Source organism: Neobacillus driksii (assembly GCF_013409995.1).
GTDB classification, from domain to species: domain Bacteria; phylum Bacillota; class Bacilli; order Bacillales; family Cytobacillaceae; genus Neobacillus; species Neobacillus driksii.
On sequence record NZ_JACCBX010000004.1, the window covers coordinates 235055 to 253134 of the forward strand.

Consider the following 18080-nt stretch of genomic DNA (forward strand, 5'->3'; position numbering starts at 1 on the left):
CACTTAAGGAAGTGTATGTAAATGGTTGACCCACAAATTTATTTTGAAGCAAAGAAATATCGTGAAGGTGCTAAGAGGTATATCGATGATCCAAAAAAGACCGAGGGCTTATTGAAGAAGGCAATTCTCAAGGCAAAAAATAACAAAGGTACTTTAGGAGATGTATGGGAAAAGCTGCAATTATTCTTTGATATGGTCCAAGCCTATTCAAGAGGCGAATATCGAAACATTGCGCCCGCTACAATCTTAACCATTATTGGTGCAATCCTATATTTCGTTTCTCCTTTAGACGTGGTCCCCGATTTTCTCGTCGGATTAGGGATAGTTGATGATGCCGCCGTCATAAGCTTTACGCTTAAAAAATTATCAGTTGAAATCAATGAATTTAAAAAGTGGAAACATTCAACAAAAGGAAACCCTCTTGATTAGTCAAGAGGGTTTCAGCTTTTGTTCTATCTAAAACAAGCTGCACCTACGATAATTAATAGGATAAATAAAACTACGATTAATGCAAAGCCGCCGCCAAATCCACAGCCACCGCCGTAGCCTCCACCAAATCCACAGCCACCGCCAAATCCTCCATAACCATATCCATATGGCATATATACAACCCCCTTTTTTTTAGTAGTATCCTCGGCCCCAAGAAGCCCCGATAATAATTAACAAAATGAACAATACAACTAGTAGGGCAAAGCCGCTGCCGTACCCGCCATGTGAACCAGACATTTACATTACCTCCTTTTTATAATTCCATATATCCTATTCATACCGATAAAAATGTGCGATAGACACCTATCCAAATAACCCACTTTTCTAAAAAAGAATAAGCCCAATCTAATTGGGCTTATCAATCATTTAGGCTCCACTATCGGAAGGAGCCGATCCACTAATCTAGGTGACAGCGGCTGTAGTGATTTAAAACAGGTGAGATCTACAACTATACAATTTGAGGTTGTTCTTAATGAAAAAACATTGTCGCATAAATCTACTGGATAGCCATCTATGTCTACTGGTTCCAGTAGGGATATTGTTGCGCAACATCTCCTTACATCTAATGCTTCTAATCTAAATACATTTGTTATAAAAAAGTTACCATTATTTGTCCAACCAAAAGCCTCAAATTGACACTTTCCTGTTGAAAGGATAAATGGAATAGTGTCATACCCAAAATCCTCACTCAAAAAACGAAATTCATCAAAGGATAACCTTTTTTGTTCTTCTAAAAGTTGTTGCAGGTCCTGACATATACATACATTTTTATGTTCTTCCCCCATAACCAAACCTCCTTTCTTAGTTTCTAAATAGGCTGCACGTAAAATTGAATTTGCTGCGCACCATTCAGAGCGCATTCTCTTGCTTGATCCTTTGAATCTCCTGAGGCTAATACATATCCATATCGTTGTCCCATAGAGCGAGGTGGAGTAACAAGTTGACCATCTTTTGCCTTTGTGTATACCTCTAAAACACCAACTTGTTCTCTGGCTGTTTCACACCCCGATACTTTAAGTAACTTCCCAACTAGACCAACGATTAAATAATGGGTATAAATAGCCCTATTGTGTTTTTTCCTTAAATCTGGTTCTAACCCCGTGAACAATCTGATTGTTTGTTCTGCAAGGTTATAGCCAAACGCTTCCTCAATCATCCGGTTCATAGCTCCCCCAGCCATCCTCGGATTAATCTCAATCAGCTTCCAGCCTTTATTTGTTAATTTCATTTCTAAATGGCAAGTACCATTTCTTAACTGAAAATCCTCTATAATTGTAACAATAGTTTCCTTTAGCCCTGGCAGTTGTTCTAAGTACAACTCAGGACAAACAGAATACCCTGTGATAATAAACCGTTGACCCTTTGTTACCTCCTGCTCTACAATTGCTGCAACTGAAATGTTGGATTGATAGACAACCACTTCAATCAAATATTGTGGTCCCTCTAAATATTCCTCCACTAATACAGGAAGTTCAGAGTTTTTACGGCGAAGTTGTTTTACACCCTTTCTGCATTCCCACTCATTTTCGACCAGTATTACATCTTTTGAACCATTAGATTGAGGAGATTTGATAATTAGAGGAAAGCAGTCTTTTAACTGGTTTATCTCATCATCGATTGTATCGTTTGAGACTAGAACCTTAAAAAACGGAGTGTATTCTTTTCTGGCTAAATATCTTCTAGTCAAAATTTTGTCGGTCATAATTTGCAACGGTTCATATGTGAGAGGTATATTACAAAGAGTATTTGTAAGCAAAGCCGCTAAATAAATATATTCATCTAAAAAGCTAATAAAGCAAACAACCTCTTTCCCCTCTTCAATTAGGTCAGTTACGGCTGATAGAATTTCATCTGTATCTGACAAATTCAATAGACGTACATCATCTATTTCGCGATATCCCTCCCTTTCTTCAACAAAAATGGTGCGATTCGTTAAAAGTATTGTCTCGAAACCAAGTCTTTTTGCTGCTTTAATTCCTTCATAGCTTGATCCTGTTTTATTTGTACCTAAGAAAACAATTGATTTCATCTGTTGCACCCACCAAAAATGTCCTCACCTTTTTGTGATAGTTTTCCTGTTACAATAAAATATTCTTTTTCTGTTAGTTGGTGTAGGCATGTTCATTATGTACGAACAGTTATTTGACCAATAAATTTAAAGTGTGACAAATGCCTTCCAAAAAAATAGTGGACAAGTGTGTAGAATGTAAAAACCATATCCTTATAACATTAGAGATATGGCCCTTAACATTATTATGTGGAGAAAATAGGCAGCTTTTATCCAACAAAAAAACCAACAACTTGTCGTTGTTGGTTTTTATAAACAGGTAGACGCTAATGTGGTGCTGCCTTACAAAATTAAAAGTAAACCAGAAAAATTATTAACGCTAACAGAATTCGATATATAGCGAAGGGTACAAGTTTTATTTTATCAATAAGCTTTAAGAAAAAGCGGATTGAAATTAAAGCAAATACAAATGCACTAATGAATCCAGCTATAAAAAATGGAAGTGCGTCCATCGTCATATACTGCCAATTTTTCAGTAAGGAGAGAAAGCTGGCACCGGCCATAATAGGTACTGCCATAATAAACGTAAAATCAGCAGCTGCTCTATGACTCAATCCTAATAGTACCCCGCCTGATATAGTTGAACCAGAACGAGAGAAACCTGGCCACAATGATAAACATTGAATGAGACCAATCGTTAGAGCTTGTTTATACGTAATTTGGTCAACCGTTTGGATTTTCGGTGTTTTTGGACCAAAACGATCTGCAATTATCATAAAAATGGCACCAATCACTAAACCTATTAAAACAGTCTGAGTCGAAAATAAGTACTCATCTATATAGTCTTCAAGTAGTACCCCAAAAATTCCAGCTGGTATTAATCCAACAAATACTTGAGATAATTTTAAACGGCTGCCACCTTGTTCGGATAGCTTACTTTTTATTCGACCCATTCCTAATAGGTCAATAATTCGGTCTTTGAATGTCACGACAACAGCTAAAATCGAACCAAGCTGGATCACTACTTTAAAAGTATTCGCTCCATATTTCCCTAAAAATTCTTCTGATTGAAGCCACATATCATCCACGATGATCATATGCCCGGTCGAAGATACTGGGGCAAATTCAGTCAGCCCTTCTACTAAACCTAAAATAATTGCTTTAATAATCAATAATAACTCCATTTACTTAACTACTCCTAACTTAATCTTCTACTGTTTTAGATACAAGGATATGGAATAACCTTTTAATTGTACTCAATTTCCAATACCTTTAGCAAATGTTTTTTTACACATTATAAGAGCGAGGCTAATGCAGCCTCGCCTCCCTATTGTGAAATAATGCGATTGACACGCCCATTGAATTTCTCTAACCAATAACCATTTGTCATATCAGCTATTGCCACACCTGTTGAACTTTGTGATCCTAGGAATTTTCCAGCACCTAGGTAAATGCCGACATGACCATCTTTTTTATATGTATCAAAAAACACGAGGTCTCCCGGCTGCATTTCTTCCACATCAACAGGTGTTCCTGTATTTTTTAAAACTTCTGTACTTGCACCTATTTTGATTTCAACCTGAGAAAACGCCCAACTGACAAAAGCTGAACAATCAAATCTCCCAGCTGCTATATCATATTCATTTCGACCGCCGCCAAATACATAAACCGAATTCCCTACATACTTTAATCCATTAGAAATTAGGCTTTTAACAGTTTCATTGGTTAACAGCAAAGAACCATTTAGTATTTCATTTGAGTCAAAATCAGTTAAATCATACATAGCTTCAAGAGCAGAATCCTGTTGCATTAATCCTGCCTGCTCCGATAGTGTAACTTGCTCTTTCTTCTTTGCCTTTGTTCTTAACCATTCATTGTGTTGCTTTTGTTCTAATATTTGTGATTGCATTCCTTCTAATTCCACTTTCATACTCTGAAGATCTATTAATTTATCTTTTACTTGGGCTTGCTTCTTTCTAATCTCCTCTTTATCAGCCTCATGTTGGTTAATTATATTTTGGTCTGCCTCGACAAATGAGGCAACAGCACCAACCCGATCGACAAAGTCTTTAAAACTTGTGGAACCAAGTAAAACATCAAGATAGTTTACCTTGCCTCCATTTTCTTGAAAAGTAAGTGCGCGTTTTTTTAAGATTTCATTACGCTTACTTACTTTTTCATTTAGTGTTACAATCTCTGCTTCTTGTTTCTGTATCTCTAATTGTGAAGAGCTTATTTTGTTCTCAGTTTCAAGAATGATTTGATTATTATCATTTATTGCTTGCTCTACTCGCTTGATTTGTTCATTAATTTTTTCAATTTCTTCTTTTACTCGGTTAAGTTCAACATTGCCTTTTAATATTTCTAATTGGATGTTTGAACGCTGCTCATCAATTATTTGCTGGTTATTATTTTTTTCGGCTTCTACTTGAAGTAATACAGTTGGACTTCCGAACATGATTATTGTACAAAATGCCATAATCTTCTTTTTCAACTTTTATTCCCCTGCTTCCTTCATAGCAAATAGCAATAGTTATTGGTTCCTTCTATGTAACTTAAAGATTTAACAGTTTATTAACTTAGCAAAAGTAATCCTTTTTAACCACTTTTATCCTATTCTATTGCAACTAGAAGTATAGCATGAAATGTTGTCAAATTAATAATCATAATATTAAATTTATGTTTCAGATATTAATATATTATTGTTCATTGATTAACATGAAAAAGCAGGCCAATCAGATGGATTGGTCTGCGTGTTTTTTTGAAATCGTTCTTTACCTTGCCTTTAAAAGTTCTTTGACGCTATTTTTTCCGCGATTTATAATTTCACTATGTGTATTTCTAGCCATTTTTACATACTCGTTTGTAACTTGCTGCCAAGCATTTCGGCGTTCACGGCCATATGCGATGTTGGCCTCTGTGCTCTTTTCAAAATTATCCTCTAACTGGTCTATAATGTGGAAGACAGATTTGATTGGAGTAAGTGCAAGGTTTTCTAATTGATGAGACACCTCTTTAAGTTGCTCCTTAAGCTCCTCTTTTTCATTCATCATTTCTGCTTCGATTCTTTCTTCGTCCTTCATAAGTTGTTCCCTGCGTGCATTCATTTGCTGGATGAAGCCCGAAACAACATCTTTGTTCGTTTTTTTCGTTTGTTCAAATATATTAGCTAGTGAGTTTCTGTATTGTTTGTTAAACTTGATAACTTCTTTTAGCGTATTGACATAAGCATCCTCACGGTTTTCACGTAGCTGTCTTGCCCGATCAAGTGATTGCTCATACTGATTCCAGAGTGTATCTACAAATAAACCTTCTTTATTAGGTTCTTCTGCTGCAGGAATCATCTTTTCTTCAACTGCTTGAACATTTTCACTCTTTTTCTGTGCCATCGTCTTTCCTCCTCTTTTTACTGTTTACTTTCTCTATCGGATCCCTCTTTTGAAATGAAGGAATATAGAGCTCAAGGAAACTTGAATACATTTTGAAGAATTGGTCTAGCATCGATTGGTACGATTCTAGTTGATTGGCATAGCCTTTTAAGTATGTAATACCAGCTTTAGTAATGGAATATCTTCTTTTGGCAGGACCACTGCCATTTGTATCCCACTCAGATGATACTAGTTCTTCCTTTTCGAGCTGTCTTAACAGTCGGTACAGATTACCTTGGTCAATCGTTTTAAAACCAAATCCTTGTAATTTCTGGCTTAGCTCATATCCATGAAGAGACATTCTGCTAAGAAGCAATAGAATAAATGGCAGAACAAAGTTTTTTGAAGGATTGACAGACTGATTGTCTTGATTTACCATTTCCATATCACCTCACCTATATGTATTTTACACCTATGAGTAATATTTTGTCAACTCTGCTAATACATGTTATTATATGCTGTAACATCACGTTTACAATTTTCTTAACTTGGGAATATAGTAATAAAATAATAAAGGTGGTGTGGAATTGGAAAAATCGAAAGTTAGTAGGCTGGGGATGCCTTATTTACATTTTGGCAATGGGGAACACCTAGTTCTTATCCATGGTTTAGGCGAAGTTAAGGAAGGATGGCAAGCACAATTTGAATTAGCTGATCAGTACGAATTAATAATTCCTGATTTACGAGGTCATGGTGAATGTACCAAAACGGAAGGGATATCTGTTCCAAATTTCGCAGCAGACGTTATCGCCTTGTTAAATGAGTTAAAAATTGAAAACGCCCACATTTTAGGCTTATCAATGGGCGGAGCAGTTGCCCAAGAAATTTATCGTCAAGCCCCCCATCTAGTTCGCTCTCTCATGTTGATTAGCACATTCCATTTTTTCCCTAAGACACTCAGAAAGCCGTTACTCAAATTTAAGAAAGTGAGACTGGGTATTGCAGCAACAGATGAATCTTTAAAAGAAACAGCTGCTCATTTGAGCCTATATTCTTGGTCAGAGGAAAATATGAATCGTTTCAACCGCTATTTCCAGCCGAAGCGAGACATCTTCTTAAAATCCTTAAAAGCTTGTTTCCAAGTAAATAATATTTCTATGTTACCAACGATTACAGTTCCAACTCTTATCATTGGATGTCAGTATGACTCCGTTTTACCGGTATGGATTCAATACTGTATGCACAAGCTCATACCACATTCAGAATTTATCATTATGAGAAACTCTGGCCACTTAGCTAAATTAGAGGCCACAAGCCGATTTAATCTTCTTCTTAGAAAGTTCTTAAACCGGCATAAGGCTGCTGCTTGATTTTATATAAGCGGGAAGGACTGGGGTCCTTCCCGCTTATTAGATGTTATCACTTATACAGTTGTAACTAATTCCTTTTCTTTCGTCTTTCCTTTTGAGCTATCTTTAACCACTAGCCCCTTTATAGAAGCTATTTCATTTTTAATTTCTGCTAATTGATTTAATTTAAGTTTAACTTCCTCTAAATCAGAGTATATGGTTTTCTGCTCATTAAGATTATTCATTTTCATTATTTTCTTCTGTGCTTCTTTTATTTCCTTAAGCTCTTGTCTTACATCGCGAAGGTTAACTTGAATGATTTTTATATCGACAAGGTCTTTCCGTAATTCTTGGAAATCATTCTTCATTCTCTTCAATTCCGTTACTTCGTGGGCAGTTTTTTGGAACTCAACCTGTATTTGTTTAACCATCTTAACCATTTCTTGAAATAATACTAGGTTATCTTTATTTAATGCACCAAGGTTTTCCTGTATTTTTAACATCTGTTCCTCTAATATATCGATCTTTCCCTCTGCTTGAATCGATAAAGTAGCAACATTAGCGACATCCTTTTTGGTTGGGATATTCATAATACCTGCCCACATCTCACTAATTTGTTTAAAGCCTTGATATGGATCATACATTTTATCTTTTGACATTCGTCATCATCCTCGGGAGTTATGATTTTGTGACATCTTCCGCTTTTTCCATATATTTATTTAAAGGAAACATGAACGATTTTAATTGACCGGTGAAAAGGCCAACAAATCCCTTTTGGCTCTCATAGATAAGACTTGCCGCTTGTTTTAATGTGTTAATATATTTCTTCCTTCCTTGCTTCCGAACAGTAATATATCGTTCAATCATGTCAAAATATTGATCCATCATTTGGTTATTTACAACCATTTGCAATGGTGTGCTTAAAACGGAGGCAGTTCTTTTTTGGATTTGGTCAATTTGCTCATTAATTTCTTCATACGATCTTTTTGGAAAGATATGCTGAAGGACTGTGGTGGACATTAAAAATTCCTCTCTTGCTGTTCTCTCCCAATTTACGAATTCTTTATTGAACTGTCCCCTGACAGATTTAATATTTTCCTGGTTTCGTTTAATACTTTCGGCAAAACACTTGGCTTCTTTCAAAAATACATCATCACGGAAATCTGCATGCTTTCCCCACTGGTCTAACTCGCTAATCGCATTCTTCCAAAGAATATCCAAGCTTGAATCCTTTGAGTCTGTACCTTCAGGTTGTTCTACTTCTATTGTTTCTGTTTGAACGGGAATATTTTCCATAGCATCTGGCCTCTTTTTAGTTGCTTTTAGTAATTCTTCTTTTTTTTCAGTCATTTGATTTGATTCCTCCTTTTTAATCATTTAGGCTTTCAACTGGTAATTTACTTTTGGAGAAAATATCGTATGTGTTCTTAGAAGGGATTCCCGATGAGTTCTATGAAGTATAAGTAGTAGCGGATTTCTTAAGAATGAACCTTTTGCTCTTCATCTTGTCTCAGCATTCTTCTTAACAGCTTTCCGACAGATGATTTGGGGAGTTCGGAAAGAATCTCAATCTCTTTTGGCACTTTATAAGGAGCTAAAAATTGCCTTGAGTATTCTATTAATTGCTCTGGCGAAATAGCGGCACCAATTTTTAATTTTACAAAAGCCTTCACCGTTTCTCCTCTATAGGAATCTGGTTTTCCAACAACAATGGCCTCTTCGACTGCCTCATGCTGATAGATAATTTCTTCGATTTCGCGAGGGTAAACATTGTATCCGCTTGCAATAATCATATCTTTTTTTCGGTCTAAGATATAGAAATAACCATCCTCATCCATTTTGGCGATATCTCCTGTAAAGAGCCATCCGTCTCTTTTGACCATTTGTGTTTCACTAGGACGCTTCCAGTAGCCCTTCATAACCTGAGGTCCGCGAAGAATTAATTCACCTGCTTCTCCAACAGGAACATTTACATATCCCTCTTCTGTCTCCTTTACAATTCTAGCTTCCGTGCTTGGCAAAGGAATGCCTACACTACCTAGTTTACGTGGAAGAAATGGTGGTGTAGAAATAGCAGACGGTGCAGTTTCTGAAAGTCCGTAGCCATCTGCAAGTCTAATGCCTACACGTTTTTCAAAAGCTTTAACCTGTTCCACTGGCAGTGGAGTTCCCCCGCTGCTTAGGTAGTAAATATCTTTAATTGAGCTATCTTCCAATTGCGGGTGACTGTTTAATGCAAATATCATGGTAGGGACTGCAGTAAATTGAAATGGTTTCTCGCGGTTAATCAGCTCAAGTAATTCATTCACATCAAATCGTGGGAGAATTAATTGATTGCACCCAATACGGATAGCTGAAAGTGCATTACATGACAATCCATAGACGTGAAACATTGGGAGGACACTGATAATCTTAAAATTTTCTGGTTTTTCATCCACTGCATTATATGTAAAATCACAAACTTGAATAATGTTAGCCAGCAGGTTCTGGTGGGTGAGCATGACGCCTTTAGAAACACCAGTGGTTCCACCTGTATATTGTAATATAGCCACATCTTCTTCGATATTAATTGGGATTTCAGGGATTACGTTATTCTTTGTAAGAAAATCGTCGAAATAAAAATCACCTTCTTCAAGTTTAATCTTACTTCCACCAAATCCCACAACGATTATTTTTTTCAAAGATGTTATCGGTTGAACTTCTTTTACCTTTTTATAAAATGCTTCAAAAACTACCATATAGCCTGCTTCAGAATCATTTAGGGCGTATTCAATTTCCCTATCTACATACATTGGATTGACTTGAACCGCAATACCTCCCAATCGGAAAACAGCAAATAAGCTAAAAATATAATGTGGGCAGTTAGGCAGCATGATCCCAAGTCTATCTCCCTTTTGAAAACCTGTCCGGTACAGCGACGCAGCAAGAAATTCCGAAATTGCTCTTGTTTCTTTGTAACTCCAAGATCTTTCATAGAAAGTAAGAGCTGGTTTGTCACCGTGGATAATAGCAGCCTGCTTTAAAAGATCGTATAAAGAATCATAGCCTACTGTAACATCCTTGCTAATTCTTGGATCATAAAACTTTAACCATGGCTTTTGTGAATAAACCATACAATCTCCTCCAATTTCCTATCAAGTTTTTATCCACTTAAATTATTGTTTTAAAAAAGTTTTTTGTAAACGTTGCCAAATCGACAAAATTCCACATTTTTAATTTTCTTCCTTTTATTTACATTGTCTTTAACTTGATAGAGGTAAGATATATTGAGAAGATTGTTGGTTTTTGTCGATATATTAATTCTTGTTCACAGAATGTTCGGATTACAGCTACTTACCCTTTATAGGCATGTCGATAGATAGTCGCAAGTTCCGTTACAAGCGGCTGTTTTGGATTTGCAATTGTATCTTGATCGTCAAAGGCGTGTTCCGCCAGGATATTTATTTTTCTTTCAAATTCAATTTGACTTACCCCTGTTTCTTGAATGCTCAATGGCAAATCTAATTCCTTCATTAGATTTGTGATTGCTTGTATTAAACTCTCTACACCTAGTTCAGTTGTTTCAACCGCTAGTCCTAACATTCTAGCAATCTCGGCATAGCGCTGATCAGCAATAAAGTGTTCATATTTAGGGTATGTCATAAATTTATTTGGCTTTGCTGCATTATAACGAATGACGTGAGGTAATAAAATGGCATTTGCACGACCATGTGTAATATTAAATTCAGCACCTAGTGCATGTGCCAAGCTATGATTTATTCCTAAAAACGAATTAGCAAAGGCCATTCCTGCAATCGTTGAGGCATTGTGCATTTTTTCCCTTGCAAGTTCATCATTACCGTCTCGGTATGCCCTAGGTAAATACTCAAATACTAACTGGATTGCTTTTAATGCTAATCCATCTGTAAAATCATTGGCTAACACTGAAACATATGATTCTATCGCATGTGTTAAAACATCCATTCCCGTATCTGCTGTTACATGCTTAGGGACCGTCATGACAAACTGTGGATCGACAATCGCCAAATCTGGTGTTAATTGAAAGTCAGCCAGCGGATATTTAATATTTGACCTTTTATCAGAAATCACTGAAAAGGAAGTTATTTCAGAACCTGTTCCTGATGTCGTAGGAATTGCGACAAAGATTGCCTTGCCACGAAGTGCAGGGAATTTAACCACTCTTTTACTAGGATCAAAGAATTTTTGCTTTAAGCTATTAAAATCAGCGTCAGGATGTTCATAGAATAGCCACATTGCTTTTGCTGCATCGATTACGGATCCGCCCCCAAGTGCAATTAGACAGTCAGGCTCGAATTTCCGCATCCTTTCTGCACCATACTTTACACTATCAATGTCTGGTTCAGGTTCAATATCATATAAAACTTCATATTGAATATTACCAGGATGTTTTTTTAATTGATAAAGCACTTTTTCAATTGAGCCATTCTTCATTTGACTTGGACTTGTTACAATAAACACTTTTGAGATTCCGGGGATGCCGGCAAGCACCTGAATCGAGTTTCTCTCAAAAAATACTTGTGATGGAACATTAAACCACTGTGTCATGTTTCTCCTTTTTGCAACCTTCTTAATATTAATCAGATTAGCTGCTCCTACATTCTGAGACACTGAGTTCCCTCCATATGTTCCGCACCCAATCGTTAAGGACGGTAAAGAAGTGTTATAGATATCTCCAATGGCACCATGAGTCGATGGTGTATTAACCATAATTCTGCCTGCCTTCAACCGAAGGGCAAATGTATCAATGACATTTTGGTCAGCTGTATGAATGGCAGCAGAGTGTCCAAGTCCCCCGTACTCAAGTGTTTCTTCGGCAATCATCAGCCCTTCTGCAAAACTATTTACCTTATAGCAAGCTAGAATTGGGCTCAATTTTTCACAGGATAGCGGGAATTTTGGACCTACTCCTTTTAATTCAGCAATTAATATTTTCGTATTTATAGGGACATTGACGCCTGCCATTTTTGCAATTATATGAGCAGGTAATCCGACAACCATCGGATTTAAGGAAGCACTTTTTTCATCAATCATAGCCTTTTCAATCAATTGTTTTTCTTCATTATTTAAAAAATAACAATGATTTTCGATCATTTCCCTTTTTACTTCTTCATAGATCTCATGATCGATAATAAGTGCCTGTTCAGAAGCACAAATCATGCCGTTGTCAAAGGTTTTAGATAGAATGATGTCGTTTACTGCACGTTTAATATTCGCACTCTTTTCAATATAACAAGGGACATTACCCGCCCCAACACCTAGTGCTGGTTTTGCAGAACTATAGGCTGCCTTTACCAGATTTGGCCCCCCGGTAGCTAGAATAAGTGAAATCTTTGGATGTTTCATTAATAGTTGAAAAGCTTCATGAGAAGGTATCTCAATCCATTGTATACAATTCTCAGGTGCCCCAGCATTAATGGCCGCATCCCTAAGAAGTTTTGCTGTTTCGACACAGCACCTTTGAGCATATTTCGGAAAGGCAAAGATAATCGGATTCCTTGTTTTTAGCGATATCAATGATTTAAAGATAACGGTGGATGTTGGATTTGTAATTGGTATAACCCCAGCTATGACTCCCACCGGCTCAGCCATCTCAACCATACCTTCATGCTCGTTTTCACTTATGACTCCCACTGTTTTTAGATCTCTTATGTTGTTGTAGATAAACTCGGTCGCAAACATATTTTTGAACACTTTATCTTCATAAACACCCCTTCTTGTTTCTTCCACAGCTAGCTTTGCCAAGTCCTTGTGATGATCGAGTGCTGTATAGGCCATTTGTTTAACGATTTCGTCGACCATTTCCTGGTTGTAACAGCGAAATTCAGCTAACGCCTTTGCGGCATTTCTAGCCAGAATATCAATCATTTCCACTATTTTTTGTTTTTCATGTACAACTTTATCTTCCACTGCCATAACTATCCCTCCAAATTAAACATTCTAGCACGGATGTTTTTCCAACAATCTGTTTAAACTTTTCTGGCTAAAATATATCACGTTGGATAATGCGGAATTTGTCGAAATACGCTAAAAACGAATGAATATTCATTCATTTTTTAATATTTCACAGAATGTTCAAAACTAGTTTCACACACTAATAAAAAACACCCCTCACCATTAAGGGAGAGGAGCGTTTTTCACTGATCAACCAGTATTACGTAAACCTGCTGAGATTCCACTAATAGTTAGTAGTACCTCGGTCAATAGTTCTTCTGATGGTTCGTCTTGGTTTCTTAATTCCTTAATTAATTCTACCTGTAAGAAGTTTAAAGGATCAACATAAGGATTTCGACGATAGACTGAGTCTTTAATGTTTGGGGTATGATCCAGTAATTCATTATCCCCTGTAATTTTGAGTAGAATCGCTTTCGTTCTTTCATATTCTTCAAGGATATTCGAGAAAATTCGCTCAGCAATTTTCTGATCTTCCACCAGTGATAAATATTCTTTTGCAGTTGTGATATCTGCTTTCATCAATGCCATTTGAAGATTATCAATGGTGGATCGGAAAAATGGCCAATTTTCATACATTTGCTGTAATTGTTGTAAATTTTGTTCACTTTTTTGAGCATAACTTTCTAATCCAGTTCCTGCTGCATACCAAGCTGGAAGGAGCTGCCTGCTTTGTGTCCAAGCAAAAACCCACGGAATAGCTCTTAAATCCTCGAAGCGGCCACGATTTTTTCTACTCATTGGTCTTGAACCGATGTTTAAGTCACCAAGTTCTCTTAATGGGGTTGCTTCATTAAAGTAGGTTAAAAAGTCTGCATCTCCAAAAACGAGCGACTGATATTTTTTAAGTGCTGCACTAGAAATCTCTTCAATTGCCGACTCCCAACCTTCATCCCTCAAATTACCAGGCTCTGCCTCTTTTGATACATGAGCTGTTGCGAGCATGAGAGTTGAAGTTGCCTGTTCTAAACTCCTATAAGCAATGTCTTCAAGCAGATAACGGGAAGATAAAACTTCACCCTGCTCAGTAATCTTCACTCCATCACCAATGGTTTCGGCCGGTTGAGACAATAAACTTTTGTTTAACGGACCGCCTCCGCGCCCAAGTGAACCGCCTCGACCATGGAAAAACTTTAATCCTATATGGTACTTACTTGCCATCTCATGAATTTCAAGCTGAGCTTTATAAAGCTTCCAGTTTGCCGTTAACGTCCCGCCGTCTTTACTGCCGTCTGAATATCCAAGCATAATTTCCTGCTGGTCATTCATAACTTTCAAGTGGTTCCGATATACAGGCATTTGGAACAAAGTTTCCATGATTTTAGGTCCTGCAGTCAAATCATCAATCGTTTCTAATAGTGGTGCCACATTTAATTGGCTTTCTACCGTTCCATCTGCATGGAGTCTATAAATTCCAGCCTCTTTTGCCAAAACTAGCACTTCAAGTAAGTCACTTGCTGACTTTGTCATACTTACAAGATAAACAGAAATGGAACGTTTTCCAAATACTTTATGGGCATTGCTAATCATCTGAAACACCTGAATCATTTGCTGTGTTTCTGGTGAATAATCTTCGTTTAATAGTAGCAGCGGACGTGGGTCCATTAGGATGCTTTCTAGTATTTTCACCTTTTCATCTTCTGAAAGCTCAGCATAATTATCCGAAATTTGCACTTTACGTAAAATCTCAGTCATAGCTGCCTCATGCTCACCACTATGATTACGAATATCAAGTGTTGCTAAATGAAAACCGAATAGTTGTACTTGACGGATTAGCTTTTGGATGGTTTTTAATTCATGTGCTGCAGGATGATGGTTATTTAAACTTCTTTTCACTACATATAAATCTTCTAATAATTCTTCAGCAGAAAGATAACCTAAATCTGATTTACCTACTTGTTTCAAGCGTTCAATGATAATAGCAAATTTACGGCGGTATACTTCCCCTTCAACTGGCCATTTCTTATCATCTGTCAGGTACTTGTTTTCTTCCACCTCTATGGATTGGACTAATTCATCACTGACTTCTACCCGGGAAGTGGAATGACTATAACGTTTCATGAGATCAACTAAAACGTTTTTATATTTCTTTAAGACAAGCTTTCGCTGCTTATGTAATGTCTCCCACGTTATTTCCGGAGTAACATTTGGATTACCATCCCTGTCTCCGCCTATCCAAGATCCAAATCTAAGAAAATTAGGGACATCCCACTGTTTCGTGGAGTAATTCTTTTCCAGACAAATCTCTACTTCACGATGGATTTCTGGAAGGACTTCAAATAAGGTCTGATCAAAATAATACAGCCCGTTCCGAACTTCATCTAGTACAGTTGGCTTATTATGGCGAAGTTCATCTGTCTGCCAAAGAATCGTTACTTCATTAAAAAGACTCTCTTCAAGCTTGCTTCGCTCTCTTTTTGTTAATAATGGATAATCGAGTTTCTTCAAGATTACAGCAATTCGTTGTTGTATTTCTAAGATTGAACGCTTCGCCGCTTCTGTAGGATGTGCAGTAATAACCAGCTCTAGAGATAGTTTGTTTAATACCTCTTGAATTATATCCTCATTAATATTGTTCTCTTTTAAAGAGAGTATCGCACTTTCGATAGAATGAGGCTGAACAATTGAATCATCTTCAAGTTGATATTGCCTTCTCCTGCGAATACGGTGATTTTGTTCAGCAATATTTATCAAATGAAAATACATTGAAAATGCACGGATAACCTGCTTTCTCATTGGGCTCTTCAGGTTTGCAATTTCATCCTTTAATTCGAAATAAATTTCGTTATCAAAATGAGTTCTAAGTGTTTTACACATTAGGCGAATTTTTTCCACTTTATCGAATAGTTCGGTTCCGCCATGGCTGACTAGAATCTCTCCTAGAATTTGACCTAGTAATTTTACATCGCGGCGAAGTGGAAGACTGCTGTCATTCACTTTTAATTCTGTACTCATCCTTTCACCCTCCCTGTACTAGTAAATTTACTAAATTTTTTATTTATTAATATAACATAATTTTTGGTCGCATGTTAAAAAATTTTTTAATTATTTAAAAAAAACAATCCGAATTTTTACTCGGATTGCCAGATTCTATCTATTTTTGGTTGAATTCTTCCAGTTTATTCGAGATAGCTGCTGCCACTTCTTCGGTTGATTTTGGAATCGCATTTTTAAAGAGTGAATTTGCCAAAGAACCTAATGCACCACTAGCATTTATTTCGAGAAATCCGGTTAACAATGTTTTCTTCTGATTAACTGCATGTGCTTCAAAATAACCTTCACCAATATATTTTTCATTGGTTCTCCTTAATTCAAAGCTTACTCTTGTTGGTTCATTCCACTCTTTAATATCAATAACTAAACTTACCTTTTTTTTCATTATGCCAAGGTCACTTTTAAATTCCCATGTTATTAAACTGTTATTAATTTGCTCATGCTGTATATAACCCGGCACGAGTGGTGCCCAATTATTTGCATCCCTGATGAAGTCCCAAATCACATGTATCGGGATAGCTACTTCTATTTGTTGTTTTTCACTAGGCATATGGTATCCCTCTTTCATCTCAAATGTAAAAGACCTTCAACGCTGAAGGTCTTTTTTTTATTTATATGATTTATAGTGTCTATATAGAAGAATGAAATTGCCGTGGTTTTAGCGTGCATATTCGACTAGGAATTCATGAATCCTTGCTGCTGCTTCTGATAGTCTCTCTGCTGGCTGTACTAATGCAATTCGAACGTAGCCTTCGCCTTGTTTTCCAAATGCGTCACCTGGGATCACCGCTACACCTGCGTGATTGATTAATGCAAAGGCAAATTGTCTTGATGTCCATCCATCAGGGATTTTTGCCCAAAGAAACATCGTTGCGGGTGACTTAGCCACCTGCCAGCCGCTTTTTTCCAGTCCAGCCATAAGGGTATCTCTGCGAAACTCGTACTCTTCTACCTGCTCCTTTAGTAGTGTGTAATCCGATGCAAGTGCAGCAACTGCTGCTTTTTGAATAGGATAAAATACCCCATAATCAATTTGTGATTTAAAGGTTCCCAGGATGTTTAATGCTTGTTCATTGCCGACAACGTATCCAATCCGGCAGCCTGCTAAATTAAATGTTTTTGATAAAGAATTAAATTCAATGCCAACCTCCTTCGCACCTGGAACAGACATGAAACTTATTTGTGGATGGTTGTCATAGATTAATTCTGAGTAAGCGAAATCATGAACAACTAAAATATTGTGACGTTTTGCAAAATCAATTACCTTTTCAAAAAAGCACCTATCCGCCAGCGCTGTTACAGGATTACCAGGATAACTAAGGATCATCATTTTGGTGTTTTCCAAGATATGGAGTGGAATATCATCTAGAATAGGTAAAAAGTTATTTTCTGCTAATAAGGCAACAGGGTACAGAACACCGCCCGCAATGGTAACACTCGCTTCGTAAATAGGATAACCTGGGTCCGGTACTAATACATAATCCCCTGGGTTAATAATCGCTGTTGCTAAATGCGCAAGGCCATCCTGTGACCCCATTAATTGGAGCACTTCTTTTTCTGGGTCAATGTCTACAGCATACCGCTGCTTATAAAAGAAAGAAACAGCCTCATGAAATTCTGGTATTCCCTTCAAGGTGTATCCGTAATTTGCTGTGTTACTCGCATATTTCACTAGTTCTTCCACTACAAAAGCAGGAGGCGGTAAATCAGGGCTTCCCACACTTAAATCAATTACATCAAGCCCCCTGTTTAGTGCTTGCCGTTTTAGATCAGCTACCTCTTGAAATATGCTTGCTGTTAATTTTTGAACTTTTTTAGAAGCAACGATATTCATAGATTTATCCCCTCAATTATGTAATTAACCGATTTTATTGATTAATTTTAACAAATTTTATCTATTTA

General features: G+C 36.9%; 17 protein-coding genes. 2 read left to right on the forward strand and 15 right to left on the reverse strand.

Annotation, left to right across the window (positions count from 1 at the left end):
- The first annotated feature begins 21 nt into the window (after window positions 1-21).
- Window positions 22-429: a YkvA family protein gene (locus F4694_RS10455; RefSeq protein ID WP_179597564.1), complete on the forward strand. Its 408-nt coding sequence runs from the start codon at window positions 22-24 to the stop codon at window positions 427-429.
- A gap of 23 nt (window positions 430-452) precedes the next feature.
- Here the strand turns inward: F4694_RS10455 and F4694_RS10460 are convergent, their stop codons facing one another.
- The 8 genes from F4694_RS10460 to phaQ all read right to left on the reverse strand — a co-directional run bounded on the left by F4694_RS10460 (window position 453) and on the right by phaQ (window position 6310).
- Window positions 453-602 carry a YjcZ family sporulation protein gene (locus F4694_RS10460; RefSeq protein WP_179597566.1) on the reverse strand — a complete coding sequence of 50 codons (150 nt, stop codon included), beginning with the start codon at window positions 600-602 and terminating at the stop codon, window positions 453-455.
- Window positions 603-621: 19 nt separating this feature from the next.
- Window positions 622-726 carry a YjcZ family sporulation protein gene (locus F4694_RS10465; protein WP_179597568.1) on the reverse strand — a complete coding sequence of 35 codons (105 nt, stop codon included), beginning with the start codon at window positions 724-726 and terminating at the stop codon, window positions 622-624.
- Between the two features lie 125 nt (window positions 727-851).
- Window positions 852-1274, reverse strand: a complete 423-nt coding sequence (locus tag F4694_RS10470; RefSeq protein ID WP_179597570.1) for a CotY/CotZ family spore coat protein — start codon at window positions 1272-1274, stop codon at window positions 852-854.
- A gap of 23 nt (window positions 1275-1297) precedes the next feature.
- On the reverse strand, window positions 1298-2518 hold the full coding sequence (locus F4694_RS10475) for an ATP-grasp domain-containing protein (protein ID WP_179597572.1): 1221 nt from the start codon (window positions 2516-2518) through the stop codon (window positions 1298-1300).
- A gap of 329 nt (window positions 2519-2847) precedes the next feature.
- Complete coding sequence (locus F4694_RS10480) at window positions 2848-3681, reverse strand: undecaprenyl-diphosphate phosphatase (RefSeq protein WP_179597574.1); 834 nt, start codon at window positions 3679-3681, stop codon at window positions 2848-2850.
- Between the two features lie 143 nt (window positions 3682-3824).
- Window positions 3825-4991 carry a C40 family peptidase gene (locus F4694_RS10485; RefSeq protein WP_179597576.1) on the reverse strand — a complete coding sequence of 389 codons (1167 nt, stop codon included), beginning with the start codon at window positions 4989-4991 and terminating at the stop codon, window positions 3825-3827.
- A 280-nt stretch (window positions 4992-5271) separates the two neighbouring features.
- Window positions 5272-5886 carry a hypothetical protein gene (locus F4694_RS10490; RefSeq protein WP_179597578.1) on the reverse strand — a complete coding sequence of 205 codons (615 nt, stop codon included), beginning with the start codon at window positions 5884-5886 and terminating at the stop codon, window positions 5272-5274.
- Entirely contained in the window at window positions 5867-6310 is a 444-nt protein-coding gene (gene phaQ, locus F4694_RS10495; RefSeq protein WP_306458465.1) for a poly-beta-hydroxybutyrate-responsive repressor, read from the reverse strand. Before phaQ ends, F4694_RS10490 begins: the two co-directional genes overlap by 20 nt.
- A 142-nt stretch (window positions 6311-6452) precedes the next feature.
- Between phaQ and F4694_RS10500 the strand changes: the two genes are divergently transcribed.
- Window positions 6453-7235, forward strand: a complete 783-nt coding sequence (locus tag F4694_RS10500) for an alpha/beta fold hydrolase (RefSeq protein ID WP_257029195.1) — start codon at window positions 6453-6455, stop codon at window positions 7233-7235.
- A 53-nt stretch (window positions 7236-7288) separates the two neighbouring features.
- On the opposite strand, the gene F4694_RS10505 is transcribed toward F4694_RS10500, so the two are convergent.
- From F4694_RS10505 to F4694_RS10535, 7 genes are all read right to left on the reverse strand, one after another.
- The gene (locus tag F4694_RS10505; RefSeq protein ID WP_179597580.1) at window positions 7289-7873 is read right to left on the reverse strand and encodes a hypothetical protein; all 585 of its coding nucleotides are present in this window, start codon (window positions 7871-7873) and stop codon (window positions 7289-7291) included.
- A gap of 19 nt (window positions 7874-7892) precedes the next feature.
- Window positions 7893-8564, reverse strand: coding sequence for a hypothetical protein (locus F4694_RS10510; protein WP_179597582.1), 672 nt, complete (start codon window positions 8562-8564; stop codon window positions 7893-7895).
- A gap of 128 nt (window positions 8565-8692) precedes the next feature.
- Window positions 8693-10327, reverse strand: coding sequence for a long-chain-fatty-acid--CoA ligase (locus tag F4694_RS10515; protein ID WP_179597584.1), 1635 nt, complete (start codon window positions 10325-10327; stop codon window positions 8693-8695).
- 220 nt (window positions 10328-10547) lie between these two features.
- Complete coding sequence (adhE, locus tag F4694_RS10520; protein WP_179597586.1) at window positions 10548-13148, reverse strand: bifunctional acetaldehyde-CoA/alcohol dehydrogenase; 2601 nt, start codon at window positions 13146-13148, stop codon at window positions 10548-10550.
- 228 nt (window positions 13149-13376) lie between these two features.
- Complete coding sequence (gene ppc, locus F4694_RS10525) at window positions 13377-16139, reverse strand: phosphoenolpyruvate carboxylase (protein WP_179597588.1); 2763 nt, start codon at window positions 16137-16139, stop codon at window positions 13377-13379.
- Between the two features lie 139 nt (window positions 16140-16278).
- Window positions 16279-16728 carry a CoxG family protein gene (locus tag F4694_RS10530; RefSeq protein WP_179597590.1) on the reverse strand — a complete coding sequence of 150 codons (450 nt, stop codon included), beginning with the start codon at window positions 16726-16728 and terminating at the stop codon, window positions 16279-16281.
- 108 nt (window positions 16729-16836) lie between these two features.
- The gene (locus tag F4694_RS10535; RefSeq protein ID WP_179597592.1) at window positions 16837-18012 is read right to left on the reverse strand and encodes an LL-diaminopimelate aminotransferase; all 1176 of its coding nucleotides are present in this window, start codon (window positions 18010-18012) and stop codon (window positions 16837-16839) included.
- Window positions 18013-18080 lie beyond the last annotated feature (68 nt).

Coding starts and splice junctions, on each gene's coding strand:
- F4694_RS10510 (WP_179597582.1), bottom strand. CDS start 8,564: ATGACTGAAAAAAAAGAAGAATTACTAAAAGCAACTAAAAAGAGGCCA.
- F4694_RS10465 (WP_179597568.1), bottom strand. CDS start 726: ATGTCTGGTTCACATGGCGGGTACGGCAGCGGCTTTGCCCTACTAGTT.
- F4694_RS10505 (WP_179597580.1), bottom strand. CDS start 7,873: ATGTCAAAAGATAAAATGTATGATCCATATCAAGGCTTTAAACAAATT.
- F4694_RS10535 (WP_179597592.1), bottom strand. CDS start 18,012: ATGAATATCGTTGCTTCTAAAAAAGTTCAAAAATTAACAGCAAGCATA.
- F4694_RS10455 (WP_179597564.1), top strand. CDS start 22: ATGGTTGACCCACAAATTTATTTTGAAGCAAAGAAATATCGTGAAGGT.
- ppc (WP_179597588.1), bottom strand. CDS start 16,139: ATGAGTACAGAATTAAAAGTGAATGACAGCAGTCTTCCACTTCGCCGC.
- F4694_RS10470 (WP_179597570.1), bottom strand. CDS start 1,274: ATGGGGGAAGAACATAAAAATGTATGTATATGTCAGGACCTGCAACAA.
- F4694_RS10515 (WP_179597584.1), bottom strand. CDS start 10,327: ATGGTTTATTCACAAAAGCCATGGTTAAAGTTTTATGATCCAAGAATT.
- adhE (WP_179597586.1), bottom strand. CDS start 13,148: ATGGCAGTGGAAGATAAAGTTGTACATGAAAAACAAAAAATAGTGGAA.
- F4694_RS10490 (WP_179597578.1), bottom strand. CDS start 5,886: ATGGCACAGAAAAAGAGTGAAAATGTTCAAGCAGTTGAAGAAAAGATG.
- F4694_RS10480 (WP_179597574.1), bottom strand. CDS start 3,681: ATGGAGTTATTATTGATTATTAAAGCAATTATTTTAGGTTTAGTAGAA.
- phaQ (WP_306458465.1), bottom strand. CDS start 6,310: ATGGAAATGGTAAATCAAGACAATCAGTCTGTCAATCCTTCAAAAAAC.
- F4694_RS10475 (WP_179597572.1), bottom strand. CDS start 2,518: ATGAAATCAATTGTTTTCTTAGGTACAAATAAAACAGGATCAAGCTAT.
- F4694_RS10460 (WP_179597566.1), bottom strand. CDS start 602: ATGCCATATGGATATGGTTATGGAGGATTTGGCGGTGGCTGTGGATTT.
- F4694_RS10530 (WP_179597590.1), bottom strand. CDS start 16,728: ATGCCTAGTGAAAAACAACAAATAGAAGTAGCTATCCCGATACATGTG.